11 protein-coding genes are annotated in these 15,069 nt (G+C 37.4%); 1 reads left to right on the forward strand and 10 read right to left on the reverse strand.

What is annotated here, in order from left to right; all coding sequences use genetic code 11:
• Nucleotides 1-57: 57 nt before the first annotated feature.
• The 6 genes from BUA71_RS04540 to BUA71_RS04565 form a co-directional block, all read right to left on the reverse strand.
• Complete coding sequence (locus BUA71_RS04540) at nucleotides 58-1,692, reverse strand: S41 family peptidase (RefSeq protein ID WP_072877205.1); 1,635 nt, start codon at nucleotides 1,690-1,692, stop codon at nucleotides 58-60.
• Nucleotides 1,693-1,760: 68 nt separating this feature from the next.
• Nucleotides 1,761-2,141, reverse strand: a complete 381-nt coding sequence (rnpA, locus tag BUA71_RS04545) for a ribonuclease P protein component (RefSeq protein WP_072877207.1) — start codon at nucleotides 2,139-2,141, stop codon at nucleotides 1,761-1,763.
• A 772-nt stretch (nucleotides 2,142-2,913) separates the two neighbouring features.
• The gene (locus BUA71_RS04550) at nucleotides 2,914-4,761 is read right to left on the reverse strand and encodes a M1 family metallopeptidase (protein WP_072877208.1); all 1,848 of its coding nucleotides are present in this window, start codon (nucleotides 4,759-4,761) and stop codon (nucleotides 2,914-2,916) included.
• A gap of 60 nt (nucleotides 4,762-4,821) precedes the next feature.
• Entirely contained in the window at nucleotides 4,822-6,495 is a 1,674-nt protein-coding gene (locus tag BUA71_RS04555) for a S8 family peptidase (protein WP_072877209.1), read from the reverse strand.
• 30 nt (nucleotides 6,496-6,525) lie between these two features.
• A complete protein-coding gene (locus BUA71_RS04560) occupies nucleotides 6,526-7,392 on the reverse strand; it encodes an MBL fold metallo-hydrolase (RefSeq protein ID WP_072877210.1) in 867 nt (288 codons plus the stop codon).
• Between the two features lie 424 nt (nucleotides 7,393-7,816).
• The gene (locus BUA71_RS04565; protein ID WP_072877211.1) at nucleotides 7,817-9,595 is read right to left on the reverse strand and encodes a cation:proton antiporter; all 1,779 of its coding nucleotides are present in this window, start codon (nucleotides 9,593-9,595) and stop codon (nucleotides 7,817-7,819) included.
• A 187-nt stretch (nucleotides 9,596-9,782) separates the two neighbouring features.
• Between BUA71_RS04565 and BUA71_RS04570 the strand changes: the two genes are divergently transcribed.
• On the forward strand, nucleotides 9,783-11,696 hold the full coding sequence (locus tag BUA71_RS04570; RefSeq protein ID WP_072877212.1) for a cation:proton antiporter: 1,914 nt from the start codon (nucleotides 9,783-9,785) through the stop codon (nucleotides 11,694-11,696).
• A 104-nt stretch (nucleotides 11,697-11,800) separates the two neighbouring features.
• Here BUA71_RS04570 and BUA71_RS04575 read toward each other — a convergent pair whose 3' ends face one another.
• From BUA71_RS04575 to lepA, 4 genes are all read right to left on the reverse strand, one after another.
• The gene (locus tag BUA71_RS04575; RefSeq protein WP_072877213.1) at nucleotides 11,801-12,562 is read right to left on the reverse strand and encodes a YebC/PmpR family DNA-binding transcriptional regulator; all 762 of its coding nucleotides are present in this window, start codon (nucleotides 12,560-12,562) and stop codon (nucleotides 11,801-11,803) included.
• Between the two features lie 107 nt (nucleotides 12,563-12,669).
• Entirely contained in the window at nucleotides 12,670-12,972 is a 303-nt protein-coding gene (locus tag BUA71_RS04580) for a type II toxin-antitoxin system RelE/ParE family toxin (RefSeq protein WP_072877214.1), read from the reverse strand.
• Nucleotides 12,972-13,172 carry an addiction module protein gene (locus tag BUA71_RS04585; protein ID WP_072877215.1) on the reverse strand — a complete coding sequence of 67 codons (201 nt, stop codon included), beginning with the start codon at nucleotides 13,170-13,172 and terminating at the stop codon, nucleotides 12,972-12,974. The genes BUA71_RS04580 and BUA71_RS04585 overlap by 1 nt, the downstream gene beginning before the upstream one ends.
• Nucleotides 13,173-13,219: 47 nt before the next feature.
• Nucleotides 13,220-15,016 (reverse strand): translation elongation factor 4, encoded by a 1,797-nt coding sequence (gene lepA, locus BUA71_RS04590; protein WP_072877216.1) that lies wholly within the window; start codon nucleotides 15,014-15,016, stop codon nucleotides 13,220-13,222.
• Between the last annotated feature and the right edge of the window lie 53 nt (nucleotides 15,017-15,069).

Raw genomic sequence — 15,069 nt, forward strand, 5'->3', positions numbered from 1 at the left:
AATAATACCTTTTATTATGAAGTTTAGAGTATGTTTTTATTCAGCTAAAAAATTAATCTATCTAAGTATTTCAGCATAACGTGAATTGTCGTTTAAAATAGACTTTGCTTTTGTGATTTCGGGATTGTGGTTTACGTAGTAATCATACAAACCTTCTTTATAGAAATAGCGCTTAATGATTTCATCGGTCAATAGGCTAACTATTTCGTGTTTTTTATCCTCCAGTGCTTTCTTTTTTTCAGAATTAATTTCCGAAGAAATACTTTTATAATTCGTTAAAATGTCTTTTTCATAACCTTCTTTGGAAGCTGTGGCAAGTAAATCTTCCAATTGCTTTTCTGTTTCGGTTTTATATTCAAAACCAGAAGTTTTTAAATAATCTTTAAAATCTTTAAAATCGGCATCGGTGAATGTAAAAGCATCGGGACTATTCAGGGAATTTTTGTAGTAATACTTCGTAGCGTAGTCAAAAATCGCATCCTGGGCAAGCAAAGCGTTGGTAACACTACTGTACTCTGAAGTTTCCAATTTCACATCGGGAGAAATCCCGCCACCATCAAAAACTTTTCTTCCGTTTTTAGTAGTGAATTCATTGTGTTCTTCTATTCCCGTGGTCAATGCTTTTCCACTCTCGTCCCTTTTGCTGTAATCAAGCGCCTGGATACACCTTCCGCTGGGCGTATAATACCTGGAAATTGTGATCTTTAGTTGGGTGCCATAAGCCAGTTCTTTAGGACGCTGTACCAGGCCTTTGCCATAACTGCGGGCACCTACCACTACTCCCCTATCTAAATCCTGAATGGCTCCTGCCACAATTTCACTCGCAGAGGCGCTACGCCCATTTATCAAAACCACTAAGGGAATTTGCGTATCTATGGGCTCTTTTTTGGTATGATAGCGTTTATTGTACTTCTTAATTACAGATTTTGTGCTGGTAATTAATTCATTTCTAGGCAGGAAAATATTGCTCACATTAATGGCTTCAGTGAGAAGTCCGCCGGGATTGCCACGCAGGTCTAAAATTATCTTTTCTGCTCCTTTATTTTTTAGGTCTTTTAAGGCACTAGTAGTTTCCCGGGAAGCTTTGGCATTAAAACGGGAAAGCACAATATAACCGGTTTTATTATCTAAAAGTTTATAAAAAGGAACAGCTTTTAAATTAATAGATGTTCTTTTGAGCCTGGTTTCTTTTATTTCGCCCTGGCGTTTGTAAATGATATCTATTTTAGAATTTGGAGATCCATTTAAGAGTTCTCCCACCTCTTCTTTAAAATTAGCTACTTCTACCCCATCAATTTTTATAATCCTGTCTCCGGCTTTTAATCCGGCTTTGTCTGCAGGATAACCTTTATAGGGTTCCATAATAATTAAGGCATCTTTGCCTACTTTTACCGTGGCGCCAATCCCACTGTACTCTCCAGAGTTATTGATCCTGGCGGCTTCTACATCCTGCTCGTTCCAATAATTGGTATAGGGATCTAAATCGGCAAGCATGGCCGTGATCGCGGTATCCATAAGGGCGGCAGGATTGGTTTCTTCAACATAATTCATGTTGATTTCCTTAAAAAGCGTGGTGAAAATTTCAATTTGTTTGGCGATTTCAAAAAAATCAGATTTAAAACCAAAACTGCTAAATATGAGCATGCCACCAAGACTTAAAAGGGCAATCTTTTTAATGAATTTATTTTTCATCTATTTATATTTTGCGAGGAATCTTACGTTCTTTTTAAAAGTATTTATTTTTAAAGCTAATCTTGTAATTATCCCTTAAAATCTTCCTGTTTTTTAAATTTCTCCAGCAGTTTAAGCATAGCTTTGGTTAGATGTTCCATGCTAACCTCTTCACGAGAAATATATATAAACATTAAAGCATAGGCCCGGCTGGAATTGTTGATAACAAGATACTTATTTTTTCTGAAAGCTTCGCGCATTAGTCGTTTTATCCTATTGCGCCCCACCGCGGTTTTTACTAATTTCTTCGGAACAGAAACGCCGGTTTTAAACCTTGTAATTTCGGGGTTTGTAATGGGGAAATAAACTAATTTTAGCGGATAGGCTTTTAATGCTTTTCCCTCCTGAAATAAAGTATCGATAAGCTTCTTGCTCTTTAACTTCTCTTCTTTTCCAAAACTTTGATCCATAAGTCAAAAATAGGGATAGTTTTAAATTTGGTTTAAAATAATGCTGAATTTCAAGAAAAAATAATTTTTGGAATTATTAAAATTTAGGCCCGCTTAACCACCTCTTTCTTCAGCAAGCTGAATTCTCCCCTCCTTAAAAAGCTACCGTGTGTACACAAATATTGAAAGAAGCATTACCTGCCTCGGAAGTACTGTTTTTTTAATCTTATAAGATTTTAAATCGCGAATACTCCTATTGGGACTGCCTGATTCTTCTGTAAGAGACTGTGTTTAATTCCAAATATGATCGTGTTTATTATCCATTTGTCACAAACATACCGCTCCGCTGGAGCTATTTGACCGATTCCTAAATGCTTTACTATAAATATAGCGCTTCTCTGAAGCTCGCTGAGTTTCAGTTTATTTTCTGTAATATTTTATCCCGATTTTAAGCCTCGTAGAGGTGGAATATTTGTAGTATAGAACTAGAAGTAAGTTGTAGTGAGCTCCAGCGGTGCGACATAGCTATCCATTGCCTTTTTTCCTCAATTTATTAATGTTTTTTCAAGGTCTATACCTACCTTTACTTTGTTTCCCACAAGTTCTGGGAAATCCGGTAGGTATATTAAAATGTTCAATAATTGTTTGAAAGATACGTACTCACGGTAGCTTTAAAAAGAAGGAGCGCCGGGATTATTTGGTTAAAATTAGAACTAATTTCAAAAAAAAACCTCACAGTCGCGCATAACTCTCGGGACTGTGAGGTTTATATTTTAAAAAAACTGAATCGGTGCTACTCCTGCTCTGCTTCTTGATTTTCTTCAGCAGTATAAAGATTGTTATCTCTATTTACATCGGCCATTAGCTGAGACTCGTCAATTTCAATACTTTCAATTTCGCTTAATGGTTTGTTTATCTCTAAATCGTAAGTAGGATACGCCCAGGCCCAATCGTCTGCCACGGTCCAGTTTTCCCTGGTGGCGGGTTTTTCCCAGCGCATCATTCGCAATGGAATATAAAATACTTCTTCAGCTCCATTGGTATAGCGAACGCTAAGTTCTATAGGCATTGGCATAAGGTTTAAACGTTCTAAAGTCACTTTTGTAGTACCTTCATTGGCCTCGGCTACATTTTTAATTCCGTAGTCTATGGAATTGGTGGTTCGGGTCCAATCATTTAAATACCAGTCCAATTCTGCTCCCGAAACTTTTTCAGCAATTCTAATAAAATCATTGGGAGTTGGATGTTTAAATTGCCATTCATCGTAATAACGTTTCAGGGTTTTATCAAGATTATCTTTCCCAATTACGTAGCCCAGTTGTGCTAAGAATACCGCACCTTTAGAATAGGCGGCAGCGCCATAAGCAGCATTCAATGCATATCTATCTGCCTGGGTGGTTTGTGGTTGTTCCATCCCAGAGTTTGCCAGTCTTATATAGCTTCTGTAAGAACCTGTATGAGGATTTTCTGCATAAGTTTCCATTACCTGGTTCATCGCAGCGCTAGAAATGTAGCTGGTAAAGCCTTCGTCCATCCACTCGTGCGTATTTTCATTGGTAGCCATTAGATGCTGAAACCAGGCGTGCGCCAATTCATGGGCCGTCACTCCAACAAGGCTTCCAAAGTTACGTTCCCCGGTAATTAAGGTAAGCATGGCATATTCCATACCACCGTCACCACCCTGTACTACAGAATATTGATCCCAGGGATATGGTCCTATGTGCTCGTTAAAAAATAGTAATAAGTCTTCGGTTTTTTCCTGTAGCTTTTTCCAGTTCTCCTTTATCTCGTCATTGTCTTTATAGAAAAAGTGAAGTACAGTACCGTCACTGGCAATTCGTTTATCGTGAATATATTCAGGATCTGCGGCCCAGGTAAAATCGTGAACCTTTGGCGCGATAAAATGCCAGGTGATTTTATCATCGTTTACCGTAACTTCTTTATCGGTATAACCGTGGCCAATTTTCTCGGGATTTTGAAGATATCCTGAAGCTGCTACGGTATAATCCTTATCTAAAGTTAGTTTTACATCAAAATCACCCCAAACTCCATGAAATTCCCGGCCTATATAAGGTGCGGCGTGCCAACCTTCAAAATCATATTCGGCCATTTTAGGATACCACTGGCTCATAGAAAGTGCTACCCCTTCGGCACTATTTCTACCAGAACGGCGAATTTGCTTAGGTACCTGACCGTTAAATTTCATATTTAATGTGGTTTTTTCTCCCGGTAAAATAGGTTCGTTCAACTCTACTTCCAACACGGTTCCCACGGTTTCATAGTTTAAGCGTTTTCCATCCTGGTTAAGACTGGAAACCTTTAAATAACCTTCTTCATCTTTAGATAATTTTGAAATTCGGTCACCTACTCTTCTGTCTGGATCTTGAATAGTTAAAGATCTTACATCCATTTCACTTCCCGGTTGGAAAGCATTAAAATACAGGTGATAAAATACACGGTCTAAAGTATCTGGAGAGTTATTGGTATAAACCAGCTCCTGGGTACCTGTGTATTGGAAGTTATTTACATTCATATCTACCTCCATTTCATAATCTACGTGTTGTTGCCAGTAGCCGTTAGTGTTTTGGGCACCGGCCCAGGAGGTTGCTAAAATCGCCAGACTTAATATTATTTTCTTCATTGATTATATTTTTTATTATTTCTGAATTTGTCCTTTAATCATAAACCAGGTTTCTAAGCATTATTTTGTTTTAGAAGCCAGGATTAGGGCGTTATAAAGGTTTACCATTTTTCCTGAAGTGGACAATTCCTTAAAACTTTTAGTATTTGTATTATCGCCACCCACAATTACTTTTGCATTGGTAGTAAGCCCGCTGTTCATGATTACCTGCTTTACCTGGGCTGCCGATAAATTTGGGTAAAAAGAACGAATTACTGCTGCAACCCCAGCAACTGCCGGTGAAGCCATGGAGGTTCCCTGTAGATATTCATATTCATCATTTGGCGTGGTAGACCATATTTTGGTTCCGGGTGCAAACACATCTACATTCGTTTTTCCATAGTTGGAGAAGTTTGCAACCAGGCCAGAACCATAATCGTAATTAAGAGCACCTACCGTAAGGAAATTATCTGCAATTTCCTGAGGAGCTTCAGGATTTTGATCGTTGGGATATACTCTCTTTTCGTCTAAATTAAGACCTTCATTTCCACCAGCATTTACAATTAGAACATCCTTATCTGCAGCATATTTAATAGCATCTGTCACCCATTCAGGATTCGGGGAAAAATATTTTCCAAAACTGGTATTAATTACCTTAGCACCATTATCTACAGCATATCGAATAGCCAGGGCAATATCTTTATCGTACTCATCACCATCTGGCACCGCTCTTATTGCCATAATTTCCACATTATTGGCTACACCGTTAATGCCAATACCGTTATCTCTTTCAGCCGCAATAATTCCTGCTACATGCGTACCGTGTTTAAGATCTTCTTTGTCTTTAGAAGGCCCCATCACATTGGCATTTCCATAATTGATATCGGTAATATCATATGGATCGTCACCGGTTGGGGCACGGCCGTCTAACTCTAAATTTAAATGAGTATCTAACCTCCCAGCAAAATAATCTATACCATCATCCAGCTCATCCAGGGCTTCAGGAATGTTTTCATTTACATTATTCTGAATTTGTTGCAACATCGCTTTATATTGCGCCAACTGTCCAGAGGCTTCCATTTTTTGCAATTCTTCTTTGGTGTAATCTTCTTTACCAAGTTGGGAAGATACCGCCTGATGCGCCGCTAAAAGTTGCTTTTTGATCTGCTGGTATTGATTTCTATTTTGAAGGGTCTCCTGGTATTCTTTATCATACTCTTCTTTAGCCTCCTTATACTTCATAAATTCAGCTCGATCTGCTGTACTTATTGCGCTTGCGGCCTTTCCTTCATATTTAGGTTTTAAACGCTTTAGAATACGGGTATATTCCATATTTTCTTCTACGGCATCTCCAAGAAAGTTCCAGCCGTGCACATCGTCTATATAACCATTGTTATCATCATCTTTTCCGTTATTGGGAATTTCATCGGTATTGGTCCAAAGAACGCCTTGCAGGTCTTCATGTTCAATATCCACCCCACTATCAATAACCGCAACAATGGTTTTTTCTCCTTTTTTGTTTTTAATGATTTCGGTGTAAGCTTTGTCAACACTCATTCCCGGGATAGTATCGGTCATTAGATCGGTAGCTCCCCAGTTTTTTAACTGTGCATCAGAAAGGTCGGTGATTTTAAGAGGAATGGAATCTATATTAGCTATTGGCGTAGCTACAATTTTTGGGGCACTACTTCCACAAGAAGCAAGAATAATCGCGCTTCCTATTGCAAAAGCGGATTTTAAAAAAGGAATTTTCATGTATTTGAAATTTAATTGAATATTTAGGGATTATGAATTAAAAAGTTCATTAAACGTAAAAGTATTATCTAACCTAACACCTTTTTCAGTGTTTTTAAGGGTGATAATTTCATTATGGGCATCGTGTTGCATAAATAAATAATAGCCTTCATCTGCTGCTTTTTTTAAAAATTTATCTTTTTCAGACAAAGTGAGCAAAGGTCTTGTATCAAAGCCCATCACGTACGGTAAAGGAATATGTCCTGCCGTTGGTAGTAAATCTGCCATAAAAACAAGGGTTTTTCCTTTATAATTTAGATGAGGTATCATTTGTTTATCGGTATGACCATCTACAAACAGCACGCCAAAATCAAATTCATTAGCTTTAGTATAGTTTTCATTTTCTTTTCTCTCCAGAAATTTAAGTTTTCCACTTTCTTCTATAGGAAGGATATTTTCCTTTAAAAAAGATGCTTTTTCCCGGGCATTTGGCTTAGTTGCCCATTGCCAATGGTCTTTATTGCTCCAAAAATTGGCATTTTTAAAAGCCGGCTCGTAACCAGTCCTATCTTTGTTCCACTTAATGGCGCCGCCACAATGATCAAAATGTAAATGGGTAAGAAAAACATCGGTAATATCATCGCGATGAAAACCTTGTGTTTTAAGGGATTTATCTAAAGAATGATCCCCCCAGGGATAATAATGGCTAAAAAATTTCTCAGTTTGTTTATTTCCCAGGCCGGTATCTATAAGGCTTAAGCGATCTCCATTTTCAATTAAGAGACAGCGGGCAGCAATATCTATCATATTATTATTATCTGCCGGATTTGTTCTTTGCCATAAACTTTTTGGGACTACGCCAAACATAGCACCACCGTCTAATTTAAAATTTCCTGCTTCTATGGGGTATAAATTCATGCTGCTTATTTTATAGTTGCTGCAAATTACTAAAAGCGAAAAACATGCACTACTAAAATTGTGTTAGCAATGCATGTTTTTTAAAATTTAATCGCACGGCGACAGCCAGGAATCTATTTCTCCCAGTGTTTGCCTCGAAATAAAAGAACTTTTTTGGATGCATATTTCTTACCCTGGGGTAGAGGTGGTTGATTGAAAAAATCTTTGCTGTTCGGTAAATACGAGATTTATAAAATTTCTTTAATAGTAAGCTATTAAAGCAATCTCATAATCATTTCTTTGTATTTTGAACCTTTAAAAAAACAGTGAACTGAGAAATATAATTTCTATAAGACGAAGTTTTTCAGTTAGCTTAACTTTTCTTTTTTTTCTTGCAGTGAGTGACTCTGGTTCTTTAACGAGACAATAGTGGAAAAAACCACTTTCATTCCAGAAAAACCACTTTTTCGTTTTTTCCTATAACATCGTTATAATGAAATACCCTTTTTTTGCCTTCAGCATTAATAATAAAAAATGGTAAAATTGAATTTTGATAGTCTTTAGTGCCCTTTATCCAGTCGCGGGTAGTAATTTCTTCTTCAATAGTGACTGTTTTTTCTTCAAAATCCCCATCACCAATTTTTTTGGCCCAGGGTTTTAATTCTGTTTTATTGGCAAAAAGTGAGGTGGCGTTTATTTTATCTAACATTTCTACATCGGCGCCGTTTTCATTGGTAGAAACTAAAACTATTTTCTTCGGAATATAAAAAAGATCATCTGCTAATTGTGCTGCCAGAAAATTGATTTCACTGTTACCAGTTAGCGCAATAAAAGTACCTTTTTCAATGGCTTTGGCATCTTCCAGGGTTTCTTCTTTTAAAATATTGCCGTAAATACTGTTGAATCCCTGTTTTTTAGCTTCGGCTACCATATCCCGATTGGCATCTACAATAACAACTTGTTCATCTTCTATTTGTTTAGCAATATATAATCCCAGCGGATTTGCTCCTAAAATAATATAACCACTCCTGGCATCCTGGTGCACCAGTTCATTTCTGTTCCTTAACCAGGTAGTGGTCCAGGTTAGAAAAATAGGCACCGTGAGGGTGGTAAAAATGGCCATAAAAACTAAAATTGAAAAGATTTCACTGCTAATAATTCCCATTTGTAAACCTATCCCTGCAATAATAATCTCTACCGCGCCACGACCGTTCATTCCTGTTCCCACAGTAATTCCTTCACGCCAGCCATAACCACTGGGAAGGTAAAACAACGCCGTTCCCACTATTTTACCTATCATTGCGACTAAAATCACCACAATGAGCAAGAGTAAATCTGTTTGAAAAACTTTTAAGGTTACTTCAAATCCCGCCGAAACGAAGAATATAGGTGCTAAAAAACCTATGGAAATATCGTGAAAAATATGGTTTATATCTTTTGATATCTGCCGGTTAAAAACACCATCCCTAATAAATAATCCAGCCATAAAAGCTCCTAAAATACTGTGTAATCCGGCAATTTCTGCTAATTCTGAAAACCCAAATACGATAATTAAAATAAGGGTAAAATGAAGTGTCCTGTTAATATTGGACCTCATTAAATATTTTCCCAACAATGGTAAAAGATAAATACCTGCCAGGGCGGTAAAAATAAAAAACAGAATAGCTTTTCCTGCAACCCAGGCTAAACCAAGAGAATCTATACTGCCGGCATCTACATAACTCGTGATCCCGGCAAAAATTACCAGGGCTAAAGTGTCAGAAATTAGAGCACCAGCCATAAGAACGTAGGCTATTCGGGTATTGAGTAGTTTTAAATCTACCAAAATCCTGCTTTTGGTAGCCAGGGAAGTTACTGCAACGGCAATAGCTACAAAAACAGCGGCAATTTGAGTTCCGCCAAAATAGATTATGGTATAATAACCCAGGGCAAACGGTACAATAAACCCCCCAATAGCGGCCAGGAGACCTGGCCAGGATGCCTTGCCGAGATCACGAAAATTAATTTCCATCCCAATGTAAACCATAAGTAGGATGATTCCTACTTCAGCCAAAACACTAATCATTTCGGTAGCTTCCAGAACGCCAAAAATAGCGGGGCCCAGGATAATTCCTACTACTAATTCCCCGAGAATAGCGGGATAACCAAGTCGCTTTGCAGCCGATCCTCCTAACCAGGCACTAGCTAGAATAATTAATAGATTTAGGATATTAAATTCTTCCATAGCTGTAGAATTAATATTAAAATTGAAAAATATTAAAAATTTTAATATTAGTTTTATTAAATATATATTTTATTTAATTTTTCGTAAATAAATAATTATTTCTCATGAAAAGCTTTATTTTTTTCTATTATTGCAATTAAATCAAGCTATTTTTGTATTGAACAATTATAGTTTAAACCCTAAGCGCATGTTAGAGCTTGCTAGTTTGATAATTTTGGGTATTCTCGCCCAGTGGTTGGCTTGGAAAATAAAGACGCCGGCCATTCTTCCTTTAATTTTAATAGGCCTTCTCGTAGGACCGGTTTCTACCTTAATTTCTGAAGACGGGACCAAATGGGTAGAACCAATATGGAACGGCTCTAAAGGACTTTTTCCCGGGGAAAGCCTCTTTTATTTTGTCTCCCTGGCTGTTTCTGTGATACTTTTTGAAGGCGGATTAACTCTTAGAAAAAGTGAAGTTGGGAATATTGGTCCGGTGATTTTAAAATTAATTAGTGTGGGTACCGTGGTTACCTTTATGGGTGCCGGTTTAGCCGCACATTTTATATTTGACCTCTCCTGGCAAATATCATTTCTCTTTTCAGCATTAATTGTGGTTACAGGGCCTACCGTTATTTCACCTATTCTTCGAAATATCCCTCTAAAAGCTCACGTTTCTTCTGTACTTAAATGGGAAGGAATTCTTATTGATCCTATTGGAGCTTTAATTTCTGTATTGATGTTCGAGTTTATTAGGGTAGAAGGCGGGCAGGATTTTACGCAAACCGCGTTAATTGAATTCGGTAAAATTCTTCTATTTGGTTTTACTTTCGGCTTTACTTTTGCACATTTGTTAGGGTTTTTGATTAAAAAACAGATTATTCCGCATTATTTGCTTAATGTATTTACACTTGCAACTGTTTTAGGTGTATTTGTCCTCGCAGATATTTTTGCACACGAGAGCGGTTTACTGGCTGTAGTAGTAATGGGAATGGTAATGGGGAATAAAGATCTTCCCAACATCAAAGAATTACTTTATTTTAAAGAATCTCTAAGTGTTTTACTGGTTTCAATTCTATTTATTTTACTGGCAGCCAACATAGAAATTGAAGATCTTTTACTGGTTTTTAACTGGAACTCGCTAATTTTATTTGGTATTGTGGCTTTATTAGTAAGGCCTATAGGCGTTATTTTAAGTTCTTTGGGTGCCGGTTTAAAATGGAACGAAATAGCATTTATAAGCTGGGTTGGTCCAAGAGGTATTGTAGCTGCGGGTATCGCTTCTTTATTTGGCTTAAGACTTTCCCGGGAAGGCGTAGAAGGAGCAGAATATATCACTCCGCTGGTTTTTATGATTGTGCTTTGTTCAGTTTTGCTTAACGCTGCTACGGCGAGAATCTTTGCCAAGCTGGTAGGTGTATTTATTAAGAATTCCCAGGGAATTTTAATTATTGGCGCATCTTCAATTTCCCGATTAATTGGTAAATACCTGCACGAACACGAAAGGCGTGTGGTTTTACTGGATAGTAACTCAGATAACGTGAGAAAAGCCAGGAAATTGGGAATTGACGCTATTGAAGGTAGTGTGTTTGCAGATGACCTTATGAATAACATCGAGCTTAATGATATAGGTTTTGTAATGGCATTGACGGCGAATAGCAGCATTAACAAAACGGCCATTAAAAAGTTTAAAAAACAGTTTGGTGAAAACGGTACTTTTAGGGTGATTACTGCCGATGAGATGAATAATCCTGAAAAAAATCCTTCGGAAGGCTTATTTTCTCCTACCGATGATTATATAAAATTGACCGAAGTTTCCAGGAAATATCCTAAAATTCACGAAATAGACCTTAATAGTAAAGAGCACTACAACGGACTCATAGAAATTTCAAAAACCGATCCCGATATTATTCCACTTTTTGTAAAAGACGAGGAAGGAAACCTTACTATCATCCCTTCACATAGCTCTGAGGTTGAGATCGCTGAAGATTACCAATTGGTTTACCTTGGTAAAAAAATTCAGCGGGAAGAAAAGGAAGAAGACTATGATGAAACTATTGATAATGCAGAGGCGGAAGAAGAAATCATAACGGAAAAACAAAAGCAGGAAGAAAATAATTAGATAAGTTAAAGCTCTAGCTTAATTATAAATGGCTGTCATTCCAACGTAAGAGGAATCTTTTCTTTTAAAAGAAAGATTCTTCTTACGCTAGAAACTGTGTTGTGTTAGTCTTCTGCTTCCATTTTCGCTACCAACTCATCGATGATTTCCAGGTTGTGAAATACATTTTGCACATCTTCGTCATCTTCAAATTTTTCAGCCAAATTTAAAATTTCTTCAGCATCTGCTACTGGAAGTTCAATAGTATTCATAGGAATGCGCTGTATTTCAGAAGATTTTACTTCCATGTTTAGCTCTTCGAGTTTGGAAGACATAAGTCCAAAATCGGTGAAATCTGTAAAAACGCTTATAAAACCTTCATCTTTTTCAATTTTTGAAGCACCTCCTTCAATAAGCTCCAGTTCAAACTCTTCCAGATCCATTTCAATTTTTTCTTTTTCAAGTACAAAAACCCCTTTTTTATCGAAGAGAAATTCCAGAGAACCATTGGTTCCTAAATTCCCATTATTTTTAGAAAAAATAGAGCGTACAGAAGCTACCGTTCTATTTGTATTATCTGTGGTACATTCAATAAAGAAAGCGATACCGTGAGGGCCGTAGCCTTCAAAAGTAACAGTCTCATAATTATCGGCATCTGCACCGCTGGCTTTCTTTATAGCACGTTCTATGGTGTCTTTTGGCATATTCACACCTTTGGCGTTAGAAACCGCGTTACGCAGCGTAGGATTGGATTCTATATCTGGACCGCCTCCTTCTTTTACGGCAACGCTAATTTCCTTAATGGCCCGGGTAAACTGTTTCGCCCTCTTTTTGTCCTGTGCTCCTTTACGATGCTTGATATTCGCCCATTTACTATGTCCAGCCATGAGTAGTTTGCTTTTTTAAAGAAAAAATAGTCCTACAAATTTAAGAAAATGTGGAACATCATAAAACTATGAATGACGATACCAAATTTTAAAATGAAAATTCAAAATTAGGTAAGTCTTTCAGAGATTTTATTAATATCCTGGCGTGTATGAAGAATGGCAAAAATGATAATCTCTTCATCTCTAATTTGATAAAAAATACCAAAAGGAAATCTTTTAACTAAAGCCCTCCTCAAATTTTGATATTGAACCTGATAATGTTTCGGGTATTTTCTAAGATATTTTATTTCTGAATTTATTTCTTTTTTGAAATTAGCAGCAATTTGTACTCCCCCTTTTCTTAAATAATAAGCTTTTGCTTTGGAAAGATCATTCTTTACTTCCGGTAGAAATTTAACCGTATAAACCATTACCAGGTTTCTTTAAAACTATCCCAATCTAAAACATCTTCAGGATTCTTCTCAAAGCTTTTTATTCTACTATTCAGCTCTTTTTTTTGAGCAGATGTAATATCATGCACTAAAATTTGTTCAATATCCTCTATAACCTGCTCATCCGTTATTTTAGTGAGTTTTTGGATTAAATCGTATTTTCTGGTTTTAAGGTCCATAATCCTGGATTTTAGCTAAAGATACGAAATTGAAAGATATTTAGTTTTTAATCATTCAACTTCAATACCGCCATAAATGCTTCCTGCGGAATTTCAACATTTCCTACCTGGCGCATACGTTTTTTACCTTTTTTCTGCTTTTCTAAAAGTTTACGTTTTCTGGAAATATCCCCACCGTAACACTTGGCGGTTACATCTTTTCGAAGGGCTTTTACCGTTTCACGAGCTATAATTTTTGCCCCAATTGCCGCCTGTATCGGGATATCAAACTGTTGTCTTGGTATCAATTCTTTAAGCTTTTCGCACATTTTCTTCCCAATATCATAAGCATTATCTACGTGTAAAAGGGCAGAAAGAGCGTCAACTTTATTTGCGTTTAAAAGCACATCTACTTTTACCAATTTAGATTCGCGCAATCCAATTGGTGAATAATCAAAAGAAGCATAACCACGGGAAACAGTTTTTAAGCGATCATAAAAATCGAAAACAATTTCAGCCAGGGGCATATCGAAAGATAGCTCCACACGCTCGGGCGTTAAATAAACCTGGTTGGTAACCTCGCCTCGTTTCTCAATACACAATGTCATGACCGGCCCAACATAATCGGCTTTGGTAATAATGGTTGCCTTAATAAACGGCTCCTCAACCCTGTTTAAGGAAGAAGGCTCTGGCAGGTCTGACGGGTTGTTGACTAAAATAACATCATCAGGGTTTTTATTGGTATAAGCGTGGTAGGAAACGTTGGGCACGGTGGTAATTACCGTCATATCAAATTCCCGCTCCAACCGCTCCTGTATAATCTCCAGGTGCAGCATTCCCAAAAAGCCACAACGAAACCCAAATCCTAATGCTGCAGAACTCTCCGGAAGAAAAACTAAAGAAGCATCATTAAGCTGAAGTTTTTCCATGGAAGACCTTAATTCTTCATAATCTTCGGTATCTACAGGGTAAATTCCGGCAAAAACCATTGGTTTTACATCCTCGAAGCCGGCAACTGCTTCGGTGGTAGGTTTTTCGGCATCGGTTATGGTATCTCCAACTTTTACTTCCCGGGCGTCTTTAATCCCGGTGATTAAGTAGCCTACATCGCCGGTTTTAATCTCCTTCTGCGGAAATTGTTTTAAACGGAGCGTCCCCACTTCATCGGCATTATAGTCTTTTTGGGTCGCCACAAATTTAATATGCTGCCCTTTTTTTATAGAACCATTTATTACCCTAAACAAAGTTTCTACCCCACGAAATGGATTGTAAACCGAATCGAAAATTAAAGCTCTTAAGGGAGCATCTATTTTACCCGATGGTGCCGGTATTTTTGTAATAATGGCTTTAAGAATTTCTTCTATTCCTAAACCTGTTTTAGCACTGGCAGGGATAACTTCCTCCCGGGTACAACCCAAAAGATCTACGATATCGTCTGTAACCTCTTCTGGGTTGGCGCTGGGCAAATCTACTTTGTTCAACACGGGAATAATTTCCAAATCGTGCTCTAATGCAAGATAGAGGTTAGAAATAGTTTGTGCCTGTATGCTTTGCGCGGCATCTACAATTAATAAAGCGCCTTCACAGGCAGCTATAGAACGGGAAACTTCGTAAGAAAAATCTACGTGTCCCGGAGTATCAATAAGGTTTAAAACATATTTTTCCCCTTCATATTCATAATCCATTTGAATGGCGTGACTTTTAATGGTAATACCACGCTCGCGTTCCAAATCCATACTGTCCAGAAGTTGTTCCTGCTTTTCACGGGATGTTACCGAGCCGGTAAAGTCCAGAAGCCTGTCGGCGAGCGTGCTTTTTCCGTGGTCAATATGTGCGATTATACAAAAGTTCCTAATATGTTTCATCTGTTTGTTTTTTAGGTTCAGGATAAATAATGAGAACAGAATCTCACTACCTT

It is taken from the genome of Salegentibacter echinorum, assembly GCF_900129445.1.
Lineage (GTDB): Bacteria > Bacteroidota > Bacteroidia > Flavobacteriales > Flavobacteriaceae > Salegentibacter > Salegentibacter echinorum.